Raw genomic sequence first — 15443 nt, forward strand, 5'->3', positions numbered from 1 at the left:
AGCGCCGCCCGGAGGGGTCCCTAATGGACGTCGGCCCCGCTGCAGCGTTTCCTTTCCCCGAGGTTCCCCTCTCGAATCCACTCACCTGGGTCGTCGTCGGGCTCCTCGCCTACTGGTTCGCCCTGATCGTCCTCCGTCGCCGGGGGCTCCTGCCCGACTACGTCGGCACCCAGGGGCCGCTGACCACGATCCACACGAAGCGGGGGCGGGCGTTTCTGAACCGCCTCGCCGGACCGAAGCGGTTCTGGCGGGCGTGGGCGAACGTCGGCATCGGGATGGCCCTGGTCGTGATGGTGGCCATGTTCGTCGTGCTCCTGTTTGCGGCCTACGCCGCGCTCCAGACCACCGAGACGACGGCGATCCAGCAGCCCCGGAACGTGCTCGTGATCCCCGGCGTCAACGACTTCCTGCCGCTTTCGGCCACGCCTGGGATCGTCGCCGGCCTGCTGGTCGGGCTGGTCGTCCACGAGGGCGGCCACGGGCTGCTCTGTCGGGTCGAGGACATCGGGATCGAGTCGATGGGGATCGCCACCCTCGCCGTGATCCCGATCGGCGCCTTCGTCGAACCCGACGAGGACGAGCAGTACGAGGCCGACCGGGGCGCCCAGACCCGGATGTTCGCCGCCGGCGTCACCAACAACTTCGCGGTCACCGTCGTCGCCTTCGCGCTCCTCTTCGGTCCCGTGATCGCCTCGATCGGGCTCGCACCCGGCGCCGCCGTCGGCGGCGTCCCCCAGGGCTCGCCCGCCGACGACGCCGGGATCTCCGGGGGCGACCGGATCACCGCCGTCGGCGGGACCCCGGTCGCCGACAACGACGGCCTCGAGGCCGCGCTCGCGGAGGCCGAGGGCGACGACGTGACCGTCGAGATCGACGGCGACCGCGAGGTGGCGGTCGATCGCGCCCTGCTGGTGATGGCCGCCCCCGCCGAGGGGCCCACCGGCTTGATCGAGGGCGACCGGATCGTCGCCGTCGACGGCGAGCCGGTCCGGACCGAAGCCGAGTTCTTCGAGGCGGTCGGGGCCAGCGAGGTCGCCACGGTGACCGCCGAACGGGACGGCACCGAAAGCGACCACCGGATCCCGATCGGCGCGACGGTCACCGTCCTCGAGGGCGGTCCCATCGCGGAGGCCGGCGCGCCCGCCGGCGAGGACCTGATCGTGACCGAGTTCGAGGGCGAGCGGGTCGCCGCCTACGACGAACTCGAGGCCGCACTCGGGGAGACCGATCCCGGCGACGAGGTGAGCGTCGCGGGCTACGTCGACGGCGAGCGAGCGAGCTACGAGGTCACGCTGGGCGAGCGAAGCGCCCAGACGGGCGGCGGCGTGCTGGGCTACAATCAGTGGCAGCCGGGGGTCTCGGGCGTCTCGATCAGCGATTCGGGGGTCCAGCTCTACCCCGCAAACGACTACCTCGTGCTCTTAGGCGGCGGCGACCCCGACGCGGCCGGCGTCGGGGCCGTCGAGTCGTTCCTCGGGAAGATCGCCGTCACGCTGTTTCTCCCGATCGCGGGGATCACCGGCCAGCTTCCGTTCAACTTCGCGGGCTTTGCCGGCGGGATCGAGAACTTTTATCGGGCGCAGGGCCCCCTCTCTTTCGTGGGGACCGGCGGCGTGCTCGGGCTCGCGAACGTCCTCTTCTGGACCGGCTGGATCAACGTCCAGCTCGGATTCTTCAACTGCATTCCCGCGTTTCCGCTCGACGGCGGGCACATCCTCCGGACCTCGACGGAAGCGGTCGTCTCCCGGCTGCCGATCGACGCGACCCGGGGGATGGTCCGGACGGTGACGACGACCATCGGGCTGGCGATGCTGGTCAGCTTCATGCTGATGATCTTCGGGCCCCAGCTGTTCGCCGGCTAGGAGTCCTCGATCCCGTGGCGCTCGTAGAACTCTTCGGGCGTCGCCTCGATGCGCTCGAACTCGGTCTCGAAGTAGTGGTCGTGGTGGCGGACGAGCTGTTCGACGATCCAGGCCGAAAACTCCTCGTCGAAGCGCCATTGCCCCTCGGTGGCGGGGACCTCGAAGCGGTCGTCGGTCGAGAACGCGGCGTAGACGTGAAAGAAGCCGAGGATCGTGTCCGCGAAGTCGCGGGCCTTCCCCGCGATGTCCTCGCGCCGGTCGGCGAGTTCGTCGCGGCCCGACTCCGTGAGTTCGAAGTATTTCCTGTCGGGCTCGTCCTCCCGGTCGATTCGCTCGGCCCACCCTTTCTCCTCGAACTTGTAGAGGATCGGGTACACCGAGCCGTAGGAGGGCTCCCAGTGCCCGCCGCTGATCTCGCGTATCTCCTTCAAGATCTCGTAGCCGTACCGGGGTTTCTCCTCGAGTAGTTCGAAGACGAGATACGCGATCAGTCCCTTCGGCGGGCCGCTCTTCCGCATTGGGCGAGGTTCAGAGGGGAGCGCGTAAAGGGTTTCGGTCAGCCAACGAAAACCCGGCCGTTCTTACCCTCCGCGCCCGGAGGGCGAGCATGGACAGACGAGAACCGCCACGGACCGAGGAGGGCTGGTACGTCCTCCACGACTTCCGGTCGATCGACTGGGACGCCTGGCGCGAGGCCCCCGACCGGCGCCGGGAACGGGCGATCGAGGAGGGAGGGAAGTTCCTCGCCGACTGTGAGGCCCCCGAGGAGGGCGGATCGGCGACGTTCGCGGTCGTCGGCCACGAGGCCGACCTGCTCTCGATCCACCTCCGGCCCTCGATCGAGGAGGTCGAGGCCAGAGAGCGCGGGCTCGAGCGGACGGCTCTCGCCGCGTTCACGGAGCAGGTCGATTCGTACCTCTCGGTGACGGAGGTCTCGGGCTACATGTCCGAGGAGTACTTCGAGGAGGGCGAGGAGGCAGACCCGGGGATCGCGAACTACATCCAGTCGCGGCTCCACCCCGAGATCCCCGAGGAGGACTACGTCAGCTTCTACCCGATGGACAAACGGCGCGGGCCCGAGGACAACTGGTACGACCTCCCCTTCGAGGAGCGCGCCGAGCACCTCTCGGCCCACGGCGACATCGGCCGGGAGTACGCCGGCCGGGTCACCCAGATCATCTCGGGCAGCGTCGGCATGGACGACCACGAGTGGGGAGTCACCCTCTTCGCCGATGACCCGACCGACATCAAGGACCTGCTATACGAGATGCGCTTCGATCCCTCGAGCTCTCGCTTCGCGGAGTTCGGCCGCTTCCGGTTCGGCCGCCGGCTCGAGCCCGACCGGCTGGGTGGTTACCTTCGGGGTGAGGCGCTGGACGCCGAGCCGGGCGGTCACCACGGGGAGGTCTCCCCTGCCCACGGCGGCGGACACCACCACGGAGGGGAGGAGGGCGGCCACGCCGGCCATGACGGCCAGGACCACGGCGGCGCCGAGGACGACGAGGAAACGAGCGTCCGCGACGAACTCGAGGAGGCAGGCGTCTACGCGGGGAGTCCACACGGCGAGGACGTCCACGCGGTCGTGCTCTACTCGGCGGCCGATCCCGACGACCTGTTCTCCGAGGTCGAGGGCCTCCGCTCGAACTTCGAACACTACGATAGCCACGTGAAGACGGCGGTTTACGAGGGAAGCGACGCGGAGACCGCCGTCGTCAGCCTCTGGGAGACCGAACGCGCCGCATCGACGGCCTCCGGGTTCCTCTCGGAGCTTCCCGATATCGTTCGCCAGGCAGGAGACGAGGAAGGCGACTCCTGGGGAACGATGGGGATGTTCTACGCCGTCAAACCCGAACACAGGGGCGACTTCGTGGAGACCTTCGAGGAGGTCGGCGGGCTCCTCTCGGGGATGGACGGCCACCGCAAGACGGACCTGCTGGCCAACCGCGAGGACGAAAACGACATGTTCATCGCCAGCCGCTGGGACGCCCGCGAGGACGCGATGGCCTTCTTCCGGAGCGAGGAGTTCGCCGAGACCGTCGAGTGGGGCCGGGACGTCCTCGCGGATCGGCCCCGCCACGTCTTTCTGGCCTGATCGGCCCCGGTCGGATCCGGCTCCCGACCCGGAGGCGTCCACGGCCGGGCGAAAATCGGTAAAAGGTTTAACGCCTCGCCGTCCTACGCTCGCACATGAGTGGCGAGGACGGCGGTCGCACGAACCTCCGAATGCCCGAAGACGACGAGGTCTTCGCGACCGTCACGGAGATGCTCGGTGCGAACCGGGTGAAGGTACGGTGTGCCGACGGGACGGAGCGGACGGCCCGGATCCCCGGCAAGATGCAAAAACGCGTCTGGATCCGCGAGGACGACGTCGTGCTCGTCTCCCCCTGGGACTGGCAAGAGGAGAAGGCCGACATCACCTGGCGCTACGAGAAGAGCGATGCCGACCAGCTCCGCCAGGAAGGGCATATTCAGTAGAACCACCTTTTGCGCTGTCGTTAGAGAGAGCTTTGCTCTCTCGTGAGTGAGCAAACGTTTCGCGTTTGTGATCTATGCAAGACCGAACGTCTTGCAGTATGACGAAAGTCGCGAAGCGCCTTTCGAACCACGGGCTGGCGAAGCCAGCCCTCGGCAAAAGCTGGACCAAACGCACTCCGCTCTCGGTGGTCGCTCGTCGGCTCGCTCGTTCACGGCGCTCACTCGCGGGGAACGGCATCGCTTGGGTTCTTCGAACCGTTGGGGTCTATCCAGACGACAGTAGAACGTTCTTATCGGCCGTTGACCCGGATCTGAACGGTGCCGATGCCGGGGACCGCCAGTTCGGTCATCCGGCCGTGGAGCCGCCGGGCGAGTCGTGGCGCCCCGAGACGGAACAGCGCCGCGGCGGCGGCGACCGTTCCGACGACGGCGACGGCGTAGACGGGGTAGCTGATCGCGACGAACAGTCCCATCACCACGAGGGCGAACAGTAGGCTCCCGCGGATCGAGGCGGTCGTCGTGTGCTGGTCTCGTGGGACGTCCGGCCGGCGTTGGTACGGATGTGGCGTCATGGTGGGTTTCGGATCGAAATACGTCTCCAGCGTATATAGTGTTTCATATTTCTGGTAGGAATAGATGGGTGTTACCACACCTTATATAGCAATATCTCCTTATCGACGCGTCTTGCGCCACGTAGCTTCTAGCATGGTACACGGTCATCTCATTACGGTATGATTATGGTTATGTACAGAACGATCGTGGCGGTCGTCGGGAGGTCCAGCGCCGGCTAGAGGTCGGCGACGTCCTCGATGGCGTCGGTCAGCGCCCGGACGCTCTCGACGTCGTGTTCGCCCATGTGGCCGATCCGGAACGTCTCCTCGCCGAGATCGGAGCCGTAGCCGTTCGCAAAGACCATGTCGTACTCCTCGCTGACCGCCTCGATGGTGGCGGCGACGTCGATGCCCCGGGTGTTCTCGATACAGCTCACCGTCCGCGATTCGTACCCCTCCTCGGGAAACATCTCGAAGTGTTCGCGGGCCCATTCGCGGGTGTAGTCGGCCATCTCGCGGTGGCGCTCGTCGCGGGCGTCGTGGCCCTCATCGAGCATGTGTTTCATCTGTTTACGGTAGGCGAGCATGACCGGAATCGCGGGCGTCGAATGAGTCTGGCCCTTCCGGTCGTAGTAGTCGAGCGAGCGCTGGAAGCCGCCGTACCAGGAGGCGGAGTCCTTGCCGACCTCGCGCTCGTATGCCTCGTCGCTGACGACACAGACCGCGAGTCCGGGTGGCATCGCGAACGCCTTCTGGACCGACGTGAAGATGACGTCGATTCCATGGCTATCGATGTCGACGTAGTCGCCGCCCAGCGCGGAGACGGCGTCGACGACGAAGTACGTCTCCGGGTAGTCGGCGACGACGTCACCGATCTCCTCTATGGGGTTTCGGACGCCCGTCGAGGACTCGTTCATCACGCAGGTGACGGCGTCGTACTCGCCGTCGCTTCCCTCGAGTGCCTCCCGGACGTCCTCGGGTTTGACCGCCCGGCCCCACTCGTACTCGAGGGTGTCGACGTCCTTGCCGAGGCGTTCGGCGACGTTGGCCTGGCGTTCGCTGAAGCTGCCACACGTCGTCACGAGCACCGACTCGTCGACGAGGTTGAGCATCGAACTCTCCATGAACTCGGTACCCGAGCCCGTGAGGACGATGACGTCGTTGTCGGTGCCAAGGAACTCCTTGGTGTCCTCGACGACGGTCGTATAGAGGTCGGTCATCCGGTCCATCCGGTGGCCGAACATCGGCTGGGCCATCTCCGCGATGACCTCCTCGCGGACCTCGGTCGGCCCCGGGATGTACAGCGTCTTGTCGGGATACTCCCCGTACTCGCGTTTCTCGGTCACGGTGGGGACAACTGCGTCGCGCGAGGGTATGGTCGTTGTGATAGCCCCGAAAACTGACGGCGCGCGCCGCTCAGGCGACCAGCGGGGACTCCGGCTCGCCGTCGGCGTGCTCGGCGAGGAACGCCCGAATCCGCGCCGCCGTCCAGTCTGCGTTCTCGACGGGAAGGAGGTGCGAGCCGCCCCGCCGAGTCTCGAGCCTGGCGTCGGGAATCCCCGCCTCGAGGAGCCACGAGTTCTCGACCGGCACCACCCGGTCGGCGCTCCCGTGGAGGACGAGCGTCGGGAGCCGGATTTCCTCCAAGCGGTCGCTCGCGTCGAAGTCCTCCATTGCCCGCCACTGGGCCTGCCGGGCGGCCTCGCCGACTTCGCCCTCGAGGCGCCACTCGACGATCCGGTCGATCAGGTGGGGGTTGCGGTTCGTAAAGCGCTCGGTGAAGGCGGGGCGCATCCGCTCGCGAATCGTCGCCCGGTCGGAGCCCGCACGCGCAAACAGCGCCTCCGCCGCCCCCTCGGGAACCGCCACGGCGTCGCTCCCGCCGTGGGTCGTTCCACAGAGGGTCAGCGATGCGGCTCGCGAGCCCTCGAGGGCGTACTTCATGGCGACCATCCCGCCGAGGCCGAGGCCGACGAGGTGGGCGTTCCGGATCGATTCCGCGGCGAGGACGGCCTCGAGGTCGTCGGCGAGATCCTCCACGGTGTAGCCGAAGCGAGAGAGCAGCGGTCCCCGCAGGAGGGAGGGGAGCGCGCGAACCGGCCGGGGGATGGCGACGTCCGACCGGCCGGTGCCCCGCCAGTCGGGCGCGACCGCATCGACCGCGAGGGCCTCGCGCTGCCAGCGCCAGAGCCACCGGCCGTACCCCATCTCCTGGAGAAAGACCACGGTCGGCCCCTCGCCCTCGTCGCGCTCGTAGTGGATCGCCACGCCCGCGTCCGTTTGCGCCCACGGCATGCTCGCTTCGAGGAGCGCGAGGGCCTTGAATGAGGGGTAACCACGGCGCTTAACACCGGCCGCGCGAATGGGTTGACGATGCAGCGACTGCACGCGCGCTACCCGTTTCTCGAGGCCGCCCGCGAGACCGTCGCCTCCGAGACGGTCGAACTCGCGACGGTCGTCGAGCGCGATCCGGCGGTCGTCGAGCGCGCCGTAGAGCGCGTCGTCGCTTCGCTCGAGGACGGCGACACCGGCGAGCCAAGCCGGGACACCCGCACGGAGCTGCTCTCGTACCCGGTCGCGCGCGTGCTCGTCTCCGCGGTCGAGGAGAACGTCCTCGTCCGGAAGTACGCCCGCGCCGAGGCCGAGGAGGCCCACGACCGTTTTCGCACCGAGTTCGAGGAGACGGTCGAGCTCAAGTCGGCAGCCTCGTCGGGACTCACCCGCGAGACGCTCCTCTCGGAGTTCGACCTCGCGGGCGACGTTCGGGCGGTCGAGGGGGGCTACCGGATCGGCGTCGGCGCCTACCTCCCGCTGGCGGCGGGTTGCTGGGGCGACGAGTGGCGCCTGGTCAACCGGGCGCTGTCCGACGGCGAGGTCCCGGTCGACGAGACCGAACTCCACGCGCTCCTCCGGGAGGCGGTCCGGGCCCGCGTCGAGGAGGGGCTGCCCTTCGCGGTGCCCGAGGAGATCGTCGACTCCCTCGAGGCGGAGGTCGCCCGGGTTCGGGAGATCCTCGCCGACCTCGAGCTTACCCGCGAGATCGACACCGTCGTCCCCGACCTCTTTCCCCCCTGCATGACCGCCCTGCTCGACGACATCCGGAAGGGCGAGCACCTTCCCCACCACTCGCGGTTTGCGATCACGGCCTTCCTCGCGAGCATCGGGATGGATACCGACGAGATCGTCGAACTCTACCGGGTGAACTCGAGCTTCGGCGAGGAGATGACTCGCTACCAGACCGACCACATCCGCGGGGAGACCTCCCCGACGGAGTATTCGGCGCCCTCGTGTGCGACGATGCAATCGTACGGCGACTGCGTCAACATGGACGACCTCTGTGAGCGGATCTCCCACCCGATGGCCTACTACGAGCGCCGGCTCGACGACGCCGACGACGAGGAGATAGAGGACTGGCGCGAGGCGGAACTCGAGGAGGCCTGATCAGGCGGCGTTCGGGCCGTCGGCGTCGTCGAGGCCGTCCTCGGGGTCGTTCAGCGCGTACGCAAGCGCGATCCCGACGGCCGTAAGCAGGAGGACAAACCCGGCGATCACGGCGACCAGAAGCTGGCCGCCGTCGGTGCCGAGGTCGCCGCCGTTGCCGTAGGTCGTGCCGATCCAGTACATCGCGGCGATCATCGCCCCGACCGCGCCGACGGCGGCGACGATTTCGACGATCCGGTCGCGCTCGAGCATTACTCGGGGTTCCAGCGGACGGGTCAAAAGGCCTTCGACGCGGCCGGTTTCGGGCCTGGAGGACGCAGGCGAGGGTGTTAGGTAGCCTCGGCACCTACTCCCGATACAGGCGAACCGTCCCCCAATCACCCGAGATCAACCCACATGACGCAACCCATGAACACACCCGCGTCACGGAAGTCCCGCCTCCCGCTGCCCGACGAGCCGTCGGTCTTGGACGACCGGTCGCGGCGCGCACGAACCGAACGGATGTCCGTCCTCGCGCTCGGCGAGGGCCTCTACGAGGTCGGTTCCGAGAGCGACCACACCTACCTCGTCGACCTCGAGGCCGGCCGCTGTACCTGCCCGGATCACGTCTTCCGGGACGCCCGCTGCAAGCACGTCCGCCGGGTCGCAATCGAGATCACCGCGGGTCGGACGCCGCCGCCGGGCAAGCGCGCGGTCCCGTGTGGCGACTGCGACGAACCCGTTTTCGTCGCCGAGGACGCCCCCGAACCGGTTTATTGCGAGGAACACACCCTCGCGCCGGGCGACACGGTCCGCGACCGAGAAACTGGCGACCGGCTGACCGTCGTCGGCGCCTCCGACCTTCGAGCCGATAGCGTCGAGATCCCCGAGGCCGGCTCCACGGTCGCGGAGTACGGCACCAATGCGGGCTACGAGCCCGACGTCCCGGTCGTCGGCGCCGTCTACCCCCACGCACGGATCGCCCGCAACGGCCCGGTCCCCCGGGATCTGCGGGTCTACACGTTCCCCCGGACCCGTCTACGGAAGTCCGATGGCGGCGAGTCGGCGGGCGAGGCACAACCCGTCTAGGGAGCATAGCGTTCGGAGAGTTGTTTCCCCAACCCGCTTACCCTGATTCCCGTGCTTAGCGCGGGCTATAGAGAGCGCAGCATCCGCGAGCGAACGGCCGGAGCCCGTGAGCCGAGGGAGTGACGAGTGTTTTTACTACCCGTTTGCCGAGCGATCGAACGCCGCCAGAGCGAGCAAAAGGTTAGCTTACGGTTCATTGCGATCACACGCACTGCCCGCTACTAGAGTACTTATCTCGAGTGACTCGTCTTCAGCAATCTTGTAGATCACCTCCGTTTGTTCGCTAACCTGTGATGCCGTGATCTCTCGAGGACCGACATGATCTTGCTCATCGACCCGGCCTTCTACTGTGAGCGTTCGTATCGTTCCATCGAACCAATCACGAGGATCGAACTCCTTATCAGAGACGGTGCTGCCCGTTGCGCTCGGTATGTCATATGTGCCCCGATGAACCGTCTCGCCATCGGCTTGTACGTGGATCTCGATCGTATGTTCGGTGTCCTGATCTCTGTTGAAAATCTCGAGACGACAAAGTGTGAAACGCTCAGGTTCGTCCTGATCGATCAGAGTGTTGCAACCGCTAAGACTACTGGCAAGCGAGGTACTGCTGAGGCAGATAACTGTTCGACGTGATATTCTGCCCTCCATAGAGGAGTATCAAACTCATATCACGAATAACTTCTGGTGCAGAGAAACCTTTAGAGAGACCTCAAGTCTCGATTGTGAGAAAGTCTATGAGAAATGAGCCCGACGCTCTGTATTGAACGAGCACCGTCTCGGCGTGGTGCCAAACCGCGTGCAACGTTCGCATCTGCAGTGAGCATACCTGATGGAGTATGAGCGTCGCGTTCGGGCGGCTCACTCCAACATTGCCGCGCCCTCCTCGACCGACAACTCCCCCTGTTCGACCGCCTGCAGGACCCGAACGATTTCGGGGTCGGGCCCGTCGTCGGTGACCTCCGAGAGGGTGACCTTCTGGGTGTCGCCGACGAACTCCGCGAAGTCGGTGCCGTCGGCGAGCGAGCGCTCCTTTTTCACCCGGTAGTTGCCGCCGTCGGTGACGTAGAGGTCCGCGGGATGGAAGAAGTACCAGTCCTCGCGGTCGAAGCGGACGCCGATGCGGGGTTTCGCGCCGAAGTTCCGGGCGAAGTAGGTCAGCGCCTCGACCTCCTCGCCGGAGAGGTAGATCGGGTCGCCCGCGCTGGATTTGGCCTCGATCGCGTAGAACGTCTCGCCGTCGCCGGCGAGCACGTCGGGTAGTTCCCGGTCGGTCGCGGCGCCGCTCGCGGGCGCGCGCATCACCGCGAAGCCGGCCTCGTCGAGGGCGTTGACGAGTTCGCGCTCGCGCCGGTCGCCCTTCGCGTGGGACATACACGGGATCGCTCGCGGGCGATAATAAACCGGGCGGAGTGGCGCGGTCGTCGGGGAGCGATGGAGGGTCGGGAGGAGAGGATAGGTTAGCCAAGCAGGTACTTCAGGACCGGGCGCTCCCGGACGATCCGGTGGGCCTCGACGAGCCGGTCGACCCCGAGGATCCGGCCCGCGGCCAGCGCGCCCAGCGTCAGGAAGACGGCGGCGTACACCAGCTGGCTGTTGACGAGGCCGTTGGCGACGTCCCAGCTACCGAAGTAGAACAGCACCATCTGGAGCGTGGCGCCGAACGCGGCGAGCCTGACGGCGGCACCCAGGATCAACGCGGCGCCGATCAGGAGCTGGGTCCCGGGGACGATCACGTCCACCGCGGCCATCAGCGTCGCGTCGGCGGCCATCGCTCCGTAGAGTCCGCTGGCTGGGCTCGCCGGATCGACGTTCGCGAGGTAGCCCTCGGCGCTGAACCCGCCGGTGGCCTTCCCCCAGCCCGCGGACAGCATGACCCAGCCCATGAGCAGGCGCAGGCCCACGACGGCCCAGGCGCCGAGCTGGTGTGGTCTCCCCTCGAGGGTGATCCCCCCGAGGCGGCTCTCCAATCGGTTCTCGAGCGTTGTTTCCATCGTCGGTCACCTCACGTCTGGATCGACGCGTCCCGACCACGTATAACGAGCCGACGGTTCCCATCGGCCGGGAATCGGGCGCTATGGCGGTCGAAACCGACGGATTCGCCTCACCCAACGGGAAGAGCGAGCCGGACGAGCGCCATCGCCGCCTCGAGGTCCTCGGGGGCGTACTCGATGGTGAGATAGAGGAACCCGAACTGGATCGCGTTGAAGCCGGCGTGGGCGACGATGGGGACGACGAGGTTCCGGGTCCGGACGTAGACGTAGCCGAAGACGATCGAGCCGCCGAAGACCACGAGCAGCGAGACGAGGACGCCGGCGAGGCCGGTCGGGTCCAGGCTCGGCGCGGTCGCCGCGTAGACGGGAAAGTGGACGCCCGCGAAGACGAGGCTCGTGACGACGACGGCCCCCATCCGGGAGAAGGCGGCGTAGAGGCGCTTCTGGATGACGTTTCGCCAGAGGAACTCCTCGGCGGGGGCATTGAAGAGGAAGGCGATGACGATGAGATAGAGCGCCATCGTCGAGTCGTCGCCGATGTAGTCGACGACCTGGTTGTCGGTCGCCGAGAGGTCGGCGACCGTCGCGAGCACGCTGACGACGATCACGAACCCGAAGCTCGCGACGATGCCGAGGATCGCGTACTTCCAGTCGCGAAGCGACGGCGTTCGGAGATCGACGAACGACCAGCCCAGCCCGGTGTAGGCGAGATAGGCCGCGCCCGCGACCGCAAAGCCGAGGAAGTTCAGGATGAAGAAGGCGACCAGCAGCCCGCGGCCGACGCCCGACGGGTCGAGAGCCAGGTCGGGTTCGACCAGGATCGCCGGCAGCGTCGTCACCTGGGAGGCGAGGAGCCCGGCGACCGTCAACGCGACCGCGACGAGCACCGACCGGACCCGGCCGTCGGCCTCGGTGAGCGTGTCCATGCCCCCCGTAGGAAGGGAACTCCCTTGGGCGTTCCTCTCTCCGAACCGCTCCTCTTCCGAACCGCCCCCACATGAATGGCCGTCGAAACCAACCGGACCCCGAGTAAACCCGTTCAGGTCCCGTGCTCCCAGCTTCCCATGTACTCCGTCTGGGTATCGGTGAGCGAGTCGATCGAGACGCCGTCGGCCTCGAGTTTGATCTCGGCGATCTCCTTGTCGAGTTCGTCCGGCACGTCGTGGACGCCCGGCCCGTACGCCTTGCTCTCGACGAGTTCGCGGACGCAGGCGGCCTGTACCCCGAAGCTCTGGTCCATCACTTCGACCGGGTGACCCAGGGCGACGGGCGCCGCGAGGTTCACCAGCCGACCTTCGGCGACGACGTTCAACCGCCGGCCGTCGTCCATCACGTAGGCCTCGACGCCGTCTCTGGCCTCGTAGCGCTCGGTGGCGAGGTCGTCTAGGGCCTCGAGGTCGATCTCGATGTCGAAGTGGCCGGCGTTCGCCAGCAGGACGCCGTCTTTCATCTCCGGGAAGTGTTCCTCGACGATGACGTCGCGGTTCCCGGTCGTCGTCAGAAAGACGTCGCCGACCTCGGCGGCTTCGGCCATCGGCAGCACGTCGTAGCCCTCCATGTGGGCCTCCAAGGCCCGACGGGGCTCGACCTCGGTGACGATGACGTTCGCGTTCTGTCCGGCGGCCTTCTTCGCGACGCCTTTCCCGCAGTAGCCGTAGCCCGCGACGACGACGTTCTTGCCCGCCCACGAGAGGTTCGTGGTCATGGCGATCGAGGCCAGCGAGCTTTCGCCGGTGCCGTGGACGTTGTCGAACAGCCGCTTCATCGGCGTGTCGTTGACCGCGAAGACGGGGTACTCGAGCGCGCCGTCTGCGTCCATCGCACGAAGCCGGTGGACGCCGGTGGTGGTCTCCTCGCAGCCTCCCAGGATCCCCTCGATCAGTTCGGGGTGGTCCTCGTGGATTGCCGCGATCATGTCCATCCCGTCGTCCACGGTAACGGTCGGCTCGTGGGAGATGACTGCCTCGATCGCCTGGTAGTACTCCTCGTCGTCGACGCCGCGCTTGGCGTAGCTCGTGATCGAGTCGTGGCTATCGAGCGCCGCCGAGACGTCGTCGTGGGTCGAGAGGGGGTTACAGCCGGTGACGGCGACCTCCGCGCCGGCCTCCGCGAGCGTCTCGACCAGGATCGCCGTCTTCGCCTCGACGTGCATCGCCATCCCGATCCGTTGGCCCTCCAGTGGCTGTTCCTCCTCGTACTCCTCGCGCAGGCGCGTACAGATCGGCATGTGCTGGGCCGCCCACTCCATCTTTCGACGGCCCTCCTCGCGAGCCGCCTCGAGGTCGTCGAGTTGCTCGCCGATCGGGGGATAGTCGGTCATGGCCCGAGGTGGACGGGCCGTCCCCAAAACGCTACCGAAGGGGCCCGAGAGCGGACGATCTCTGCGGGAGGTGATGGTCCGGTGCTCCCCGAAAGTGGTCGCGGCGACCGCCGACCGAACTCCGACGGGGGAGAACCCTTTTGGCTCGCCTCCCCCTATCGAGCGGCGTGAACCTCTATCGTAGCGCCCGGACCGTCGCCGGCGCGTCGGGCGATCGGGCCGTCGACTGGCGGGCCGCCGCTGAGGCCGCGAAAGCCGCCACCGACCCCGGCTCGATCGACCTCGAGCCCGGCGAGCGGGCGGCCTACGCGGGCGACGTCCGGGACGCCCGCGACGACGTCTCGGAGATCGCGGGCCTCGAGTTCGAGCTTCCGGGCACCGTCGAGATCCAGAACCGCCACCACTGGATCGACGCCAACGTCGAGACCTTCGAGCGGGTGATGGCGCCCGTCGAGTCCCGGGTCGGCGCCTTCCCTGGCGTCGCCCGGACGGTAAACACCGGGACGATGACCGTCATGCTCTCCTTTCTCGGCCGGAACGTGCTGGGCCAGTACGACCCCCTCCTGCTGGCCGACGACCCGACACGCGAACACGCGCTGTACTTCCTCCGGCCGAACATCGTCGACGCCGCTGACGCCCTCGACGTCGAGTACGACCGCTTTCGCCGGTGGATCGCCTACCACGAGGTCACCCACGCCGCGGAGTTCGCGGCCGCGCCCTGGCTCCCCGACCACCTCGAGGAGCGGATGCAACGAGGGATCGACGAGCTCTCGGAGGGCAGCTTCGACAAGAAGGCCTTCCGGGAGCTCGACGCGACGATGACCGTCGTCGAGGGGTACGCCGAGCTCCTAATGGACCACGCCTTCGACGACGAGTACGCGGACCTCCGGGAGAAGTTAGAGGCCCGCCGGCAGGGACGAAACCCCCTCCAGCAGCTGTTCCGGCGGCTGATCGGGCTCGGGCTCAAGCGCCGCCAGTACGAGCGCGGGAAGGCCTTCTTCGAGCACGTCGCCGCCGAGCGGGACGTTGCGGCCGCCGGCGCCGTCTGGGAGCGCCCAGCGAACCTGCCCAACCACGACGAGATCGACGAGCCCGACCGCTGGCTCCGCCGGCTCGATCCCTAAACGATCCAGCGCAGGTAGGCGAGCAGGGCGAAGCCGGCGAGGAGCCCGCCGAGAACCGCGAGGGCGACGATGAGCGGCGCGGCGTCGCCCTGGAGCGCGACCAGTCCCCCGGATCCCCCGACCAGGGCGACGAAGGCGGCCTTCAGACGCCGCGAGCCGACCGGGTCGGCCGAGGGTCTACCCGTCATCCTCGGGGGGCGCGCTGACGTGCATCGTGACGAACAGCCACTCGCCGTCGATCCGTTCTACGACCCCGCTCCAGCGACTGTCGTAGCGCCGCCGGGCGCCGCCCTCACGGTCGGTCCAGGCCATCGTGACCTCGTCGGCGAAGCGGGCGAGGTCGTCGTACTCCTCCACCCGGAGGTCGTGGCTCTCGACGTGCCAGTCGGCGGTCGTCTCGCGTTGCTCTCGGAGGGCCGCCCGGACCGCCTCGCTCCCGAACAGCGACTCGGTGATCCCGAACTTGACGGTCCTCTCGCCCTCCCGGAAGGCGTCGGCGAGCGGGTCGTCGTTCCGGAGCCGGTCGTAGTAGGCCCGGACGGCGTCCTCGGCGCGTTCGGTCATGGCCGGAGGTCGGCGGGCCACGAGTAAAGGCCCACCGGACCCGGCAC

17 protein-coding genes are annotated in these 15443 nt (G+C 67.5%); 6 read left to right on the plus strand and 11 right to left on the minus strand.

What is annotated here, in order from left to right; all coding sequences use genetic code 11:
• Positions 1-23: 23 nt before the first annotated feature.
• A complete protein-coding gene (locus DVH23_RS03415) occupies positions 24-1862 on the plus strand; it encodes a site-2 protease family protein (RefSeq protein WP_114576037.1) in 1839 nt (612 codons plus the stop codon).
• Here the strand turns inward: DVH23_RS03415 and DVH23_RS03420 are convergent.
• Positions 1859-2380, minus strand: coding sequence for a PadR family transcriptional regulator (locus DVH23_RS03420; RefSeq protein ID WP_114576038.1), 522 nt, complete (start codon positions 2378-2380; stop codon positions 1859-1861). The two genes, DVH23_RS03415 and DVH23_RS03420, sit on opposite strands and share 4 nt — an antisense overlap.
• A gap of 89 nt (positions 2381-2469) precedes the next feature.
• Here DVH23_RS03420 and DVH23_RS03425 point away from each other — a divergent pair, with 89 nt between their 5' ends.
• Both DVH23_RS03425 and eif1A read left to right on the plus strand, forming a co-directional pair.
• A complete protein-coding gene (locus tag DVH23_RS03425; protein WP_114576039.1) occupies positions 2470-3954 on the plus strand; it encodes a heme-binding protein in 1485 nt (494 codons plus the stop codon).
• 95 nt (positions 3955-4049) lie between these two features.
• Positions 4050-4337 carry a translation initiation factor eIF-1A gene (eif1A, locus tag DVH23_RS03430; protein WP_114576040.1) on the plus strand — a complete coding sequence of 96 codons (288 nt, stop codon included), beginning with the start codon at positions 4050-4052 and terminating at the stop codon, positions 4335-4337.
• A gap of 290 nt (positions 4338-4627) precedes the next feature.
• Here the strand turns inward: eif1A and DVH23_RS03435 are convergent, their stop codons facing one another.
• The 3 genes from DVH23_RS03435 to DVH23_RS03445 all read right to left on the minus strand — a co-directional run bounded on the left by DVH23_RS03435 (position 4628) and on the right by DVH23_RS03445 (position 7183).
• Positions 4628-4909 (minus strand): hypothetical protein, encoded by a 282-nt coding sequence (locus DVH23_RS03435; protein WP_114576041.1) that lies wholly within the window; start codon positions 4907-4909, stop codon positions 4628-4630.
• A 215-nt stretch (positions 4910-5124) separates the two neighbouring features.
• Positions 5125-6234: an alanine--glyoxylate aminotransferase family protein gene (locus DVH23_RS03440; protein ID WP_114576042.1), complete on the minus strand. Its 1110-nt coding sequence runs from the start codon at positions 6232-6234 to the stop codon at positions 5125-5127.
• A 70-nt stretch (positions 6235-6304) separates the two neighbouring features.
• Entirely contained in the window at positions 6305-7183 is an 879-nt protein-coding gene (locus DVH23_RS03445) for an alpha/beta fold hydrolase (protein ID WP_114576043.1), read from the minus strand.
• A 78-nt stretch (positions 7184-7261) separates the two neighbouring features.
• Between DVH23_RS03445 and priL the strand changes: the two genes are divergently transcribed.
• Entirely contained in the window at positions 7262-8329 is a 1068-nt protein-coding gene (gene priL / locus DVH23_RS03450; RefSeq protein ID WP_114576044.1) for a DNA primase regulatory subunit PriL, read from the plus strand.
• Here the strand turns inward: priL and DVH23_RS03455 are convergent, their stop codons facing one another.
• Positions 8330-8581: a hypothetical protein gene (locus DVH23_RS03455; protein WP_114576045.1), complete on the minus strand. Its 252-nt coding sequence runs from the start codon at positions 8579-8581 to the stop codon at positions 8330-8332.
• A 156-nt stretch (positions 8582-8737) separates the two neighbouring features.
• On the opposite strand from DVH23_RS03455, the gene DVH23_RS03460 reads away from it, so the two are divergent.
• Positions 8738-9397, plus strand: a complete 660-nt coding sequence (locus DVH23_RS03460) for an SWIM zinc finger family protein (RefSeq protein WP_114576046.1) — start codon at positions 8738-8740, stop codon at positions 9395-9397.
• Positions 9398-10255: 858 nt separating this feature from the next.
• On the opposite strand, the gene hjc is transcribed toward DVH23_RS03460, so the two are convergent.
• The 4 genes from hjc to DVH23_RS03485 all read right to left on the minus strand — a co-directional run bounded on the left by hjc (position 10256) and on the right by DVH23_RS03485 (position 13708).
• Positions 10256-10768 carry a Holliday junction resolvase Hjc gene (gene hjc, locus DVH23_RS03470; RefSeq protein WP_114576048.1) on the minus strand — a complete coding sequence of 171 codons (513 nt, stop codon included), beginning with the start codon at positions 10766-10768 and terminating at the stop codon, positions 10256-10258.
• An 86-nt stretch (positions 10769-10854) separates the two neighbouring features.
• Positions 10855-11388, minus strand: coding sequence for a DoxX family protein (locus DVH23_RS03475; RefSeq protein ID WP_114576049.1), 534 nt, complete (start codon positions 11386-11388; stop codon positions 10855-10857).
• A 110-nt stretch (positions 11389-11498) separates the two neighbouring features.
• Entirely contained in the window at positions 11499-12314 is an 816-nt protein-coding gene (locus tag DVH23_RS03480) for a CPBP family intramembrane glutamic endopeptidase (RefSeq protein ID WP_114576050.1), read from the minus strand.
• A gap of 113 nt (positions 12315-12427) precedes the next feature.
• Complete coding sequence (locus tag DVH23_RS03485; protein WP_114576051.1) at positions 12428-13708, minus strand: adenosylhomocysteinase; 1281 nt, start codon at positions 13706-13708, stop codon at positions 12428-12430.
• A gap of 167 nt (positions 13709-13875) precedes the next feature.
• On the opposite strand from DVH23_RS03485, the gene DVH23_RS03490 reads away from it, so the two are divergent.
• The gene (locus tag DVH23_RS03490; protein WP_114576052.1) at positions 13876-14832 is read left to right on the plus strand and encodes a zinc-dependent metalloprotease; all 957 of its coding nucleotides are present in this window, start codon (positions 13876-13878) and stop codon (positions 14830-14832) included.
• Here DVH23_RS03490 and DVH23_RS03495 read toward each other — a convergent pair.
• Both DVH23_RS03495 and DVH23_RS03500 read right to left on the minus strand, forming a co-directional pair.
• Positions 14829-15020 (minus strand): hypothetical protein, encoded by a 192-nt coding sequence (locus DVH23_RS03495; protein ID WP_114576053.1) that lies wholly within the window; start codon positions 15018-15020, stop codon positions 14829-14831. The genes DVH23_RS03490 and DVH23_RS03495 overlap by 4 nt on opposite strands.
• A complete protein-coding gene (locus tag DVH23_RS03500; protein WP_114576054.1) occupies positions 15010-15396 on the minus strand; it encodes an AtzH-like domain-containing protein in 387 nt (128 codons plus the stop codon). Before DVH23_RS03500 ends, DVH23_RS03495 begins: the two co-directional genes overlap by 11 nt.
• Positions 15397-15443: the final 47 nt, after the last annotated feature.

Origin of the sequence: Saliphagus sp. LR7 (genome assembly GCF_003344565.1) — an archaeon.
In the GTDB taxonomy this organism is placed as follows: Archaea; Halobacteriota; Halobacteria; order Halobacteriales; family Natrialbaceae; genus Saliphagus; species Saliphagus infecundisoli.

Bases quoted from the DNA above. Each gene is read 5' to 3' on its own strand.
- DVH23_RS03425 (WP_114576039.1), top strand. From the start codon at position 2,470: ATGGACAGACGAGAACCGCCACGGACCGAGGAGGGCTGGTACGTCCTC.
- hjc (WP_114576048.1), bottom strand. From the start codon at position 10,768: ATGTCCCACGCGAAGGGCGACCGGCGCGAGCGCGAACTCGTCAACGCC.
- DVH23_RS03420 (WP_114576038.1), bottom strand. From the start codon at position 2,380: ATGCGGAAGAGCGGCCCGCCGAAGGGACTGATCGCGTATCTCGTCTTC.
- DVH23_RS03495 (WP_114576053.1), bottom strand. From the start codon at position 15,020: ATGACGGGTAGACCCTCGGCCGACCCGGTCGGCTCGCGGCGTCTGAAG.
- DVH23_RS03460 (WP_114576046.1), top strand. From the start codon at position 8,738: ATGAACACACCCGCGTCACGGAAGTCCCGCCTCCCGCTGCCCGACGAG.
- DVH23_RS03435 (WP_114576041.1), bottom strand. From the start codon at position 4,909: ATGACGCCACATCCGTACCAACGCCGGCCGGACGTCCCACGAGACCAG.
- priL (WP_114576044.1), top strand. From the start codon at position 7,262: ATGCAGCGACTGCACGCGCGCTACCCGTTTCTCGAGGCCGCCCGCGAG.
- DVH23_RS03480 (WP_114576050.1), bottom strand. From the start codon at position 12,314: ATGGACACGCTCACCGAGGCCGACGGCCGGGTCCGGTCGGTGCTCGTC.
- DVH23_RS03445 (WP_114576043.1), bottom strand. From the start codon at position 7,183: ATGCCGTGGGCGCAAACGGACGCGGGCGTGGCGATCCACTACGAGCGC.
- DVH23_RS03500 (WP_114576054.1), bottom strand. From the start codon at position 15,396: ATGACCGAACGCGCCGAGGACGCCGTCCGGGCCTACTACGACCGGCTC.
- eif1A (WP_114576040.1), top strand. From the start codon at position 4,050: ATGAGTGGCGAGGACGGCGGTCGCACGAACCTCCGAATGCCCGAAGAC.
- DVH23_RS03485 (WP_114576051.1), bottom strand. From the start codon at position 13,708: ATGACCGACTATCCCCCGATCGGCGAGCAACTCGACGACCTCGAGGCG.
- DVH23_RS03455 (WP_114576045.1), bottom strand. From the start codon at position 8,581: ATGCTCGAGCGCGACCGGATCGTCGAAATCGTCGCCGCCGTCGGCGCG.
- DVH23_RS03475 (WP_114576049.1), bottom strand. From the start codon at position 11,388: ATGGAAACAACGCTCGAGAACCGATTGGAGAGCCGCCTCGGGGGGATC.
- DVH23_RS03415 (WP_114576037.1), top strand. From the start codon at position 24: ATGGACGTCGGCCCCGCTGCAGCGTTTCCTTTCCCCGAGGTTCCCCTC.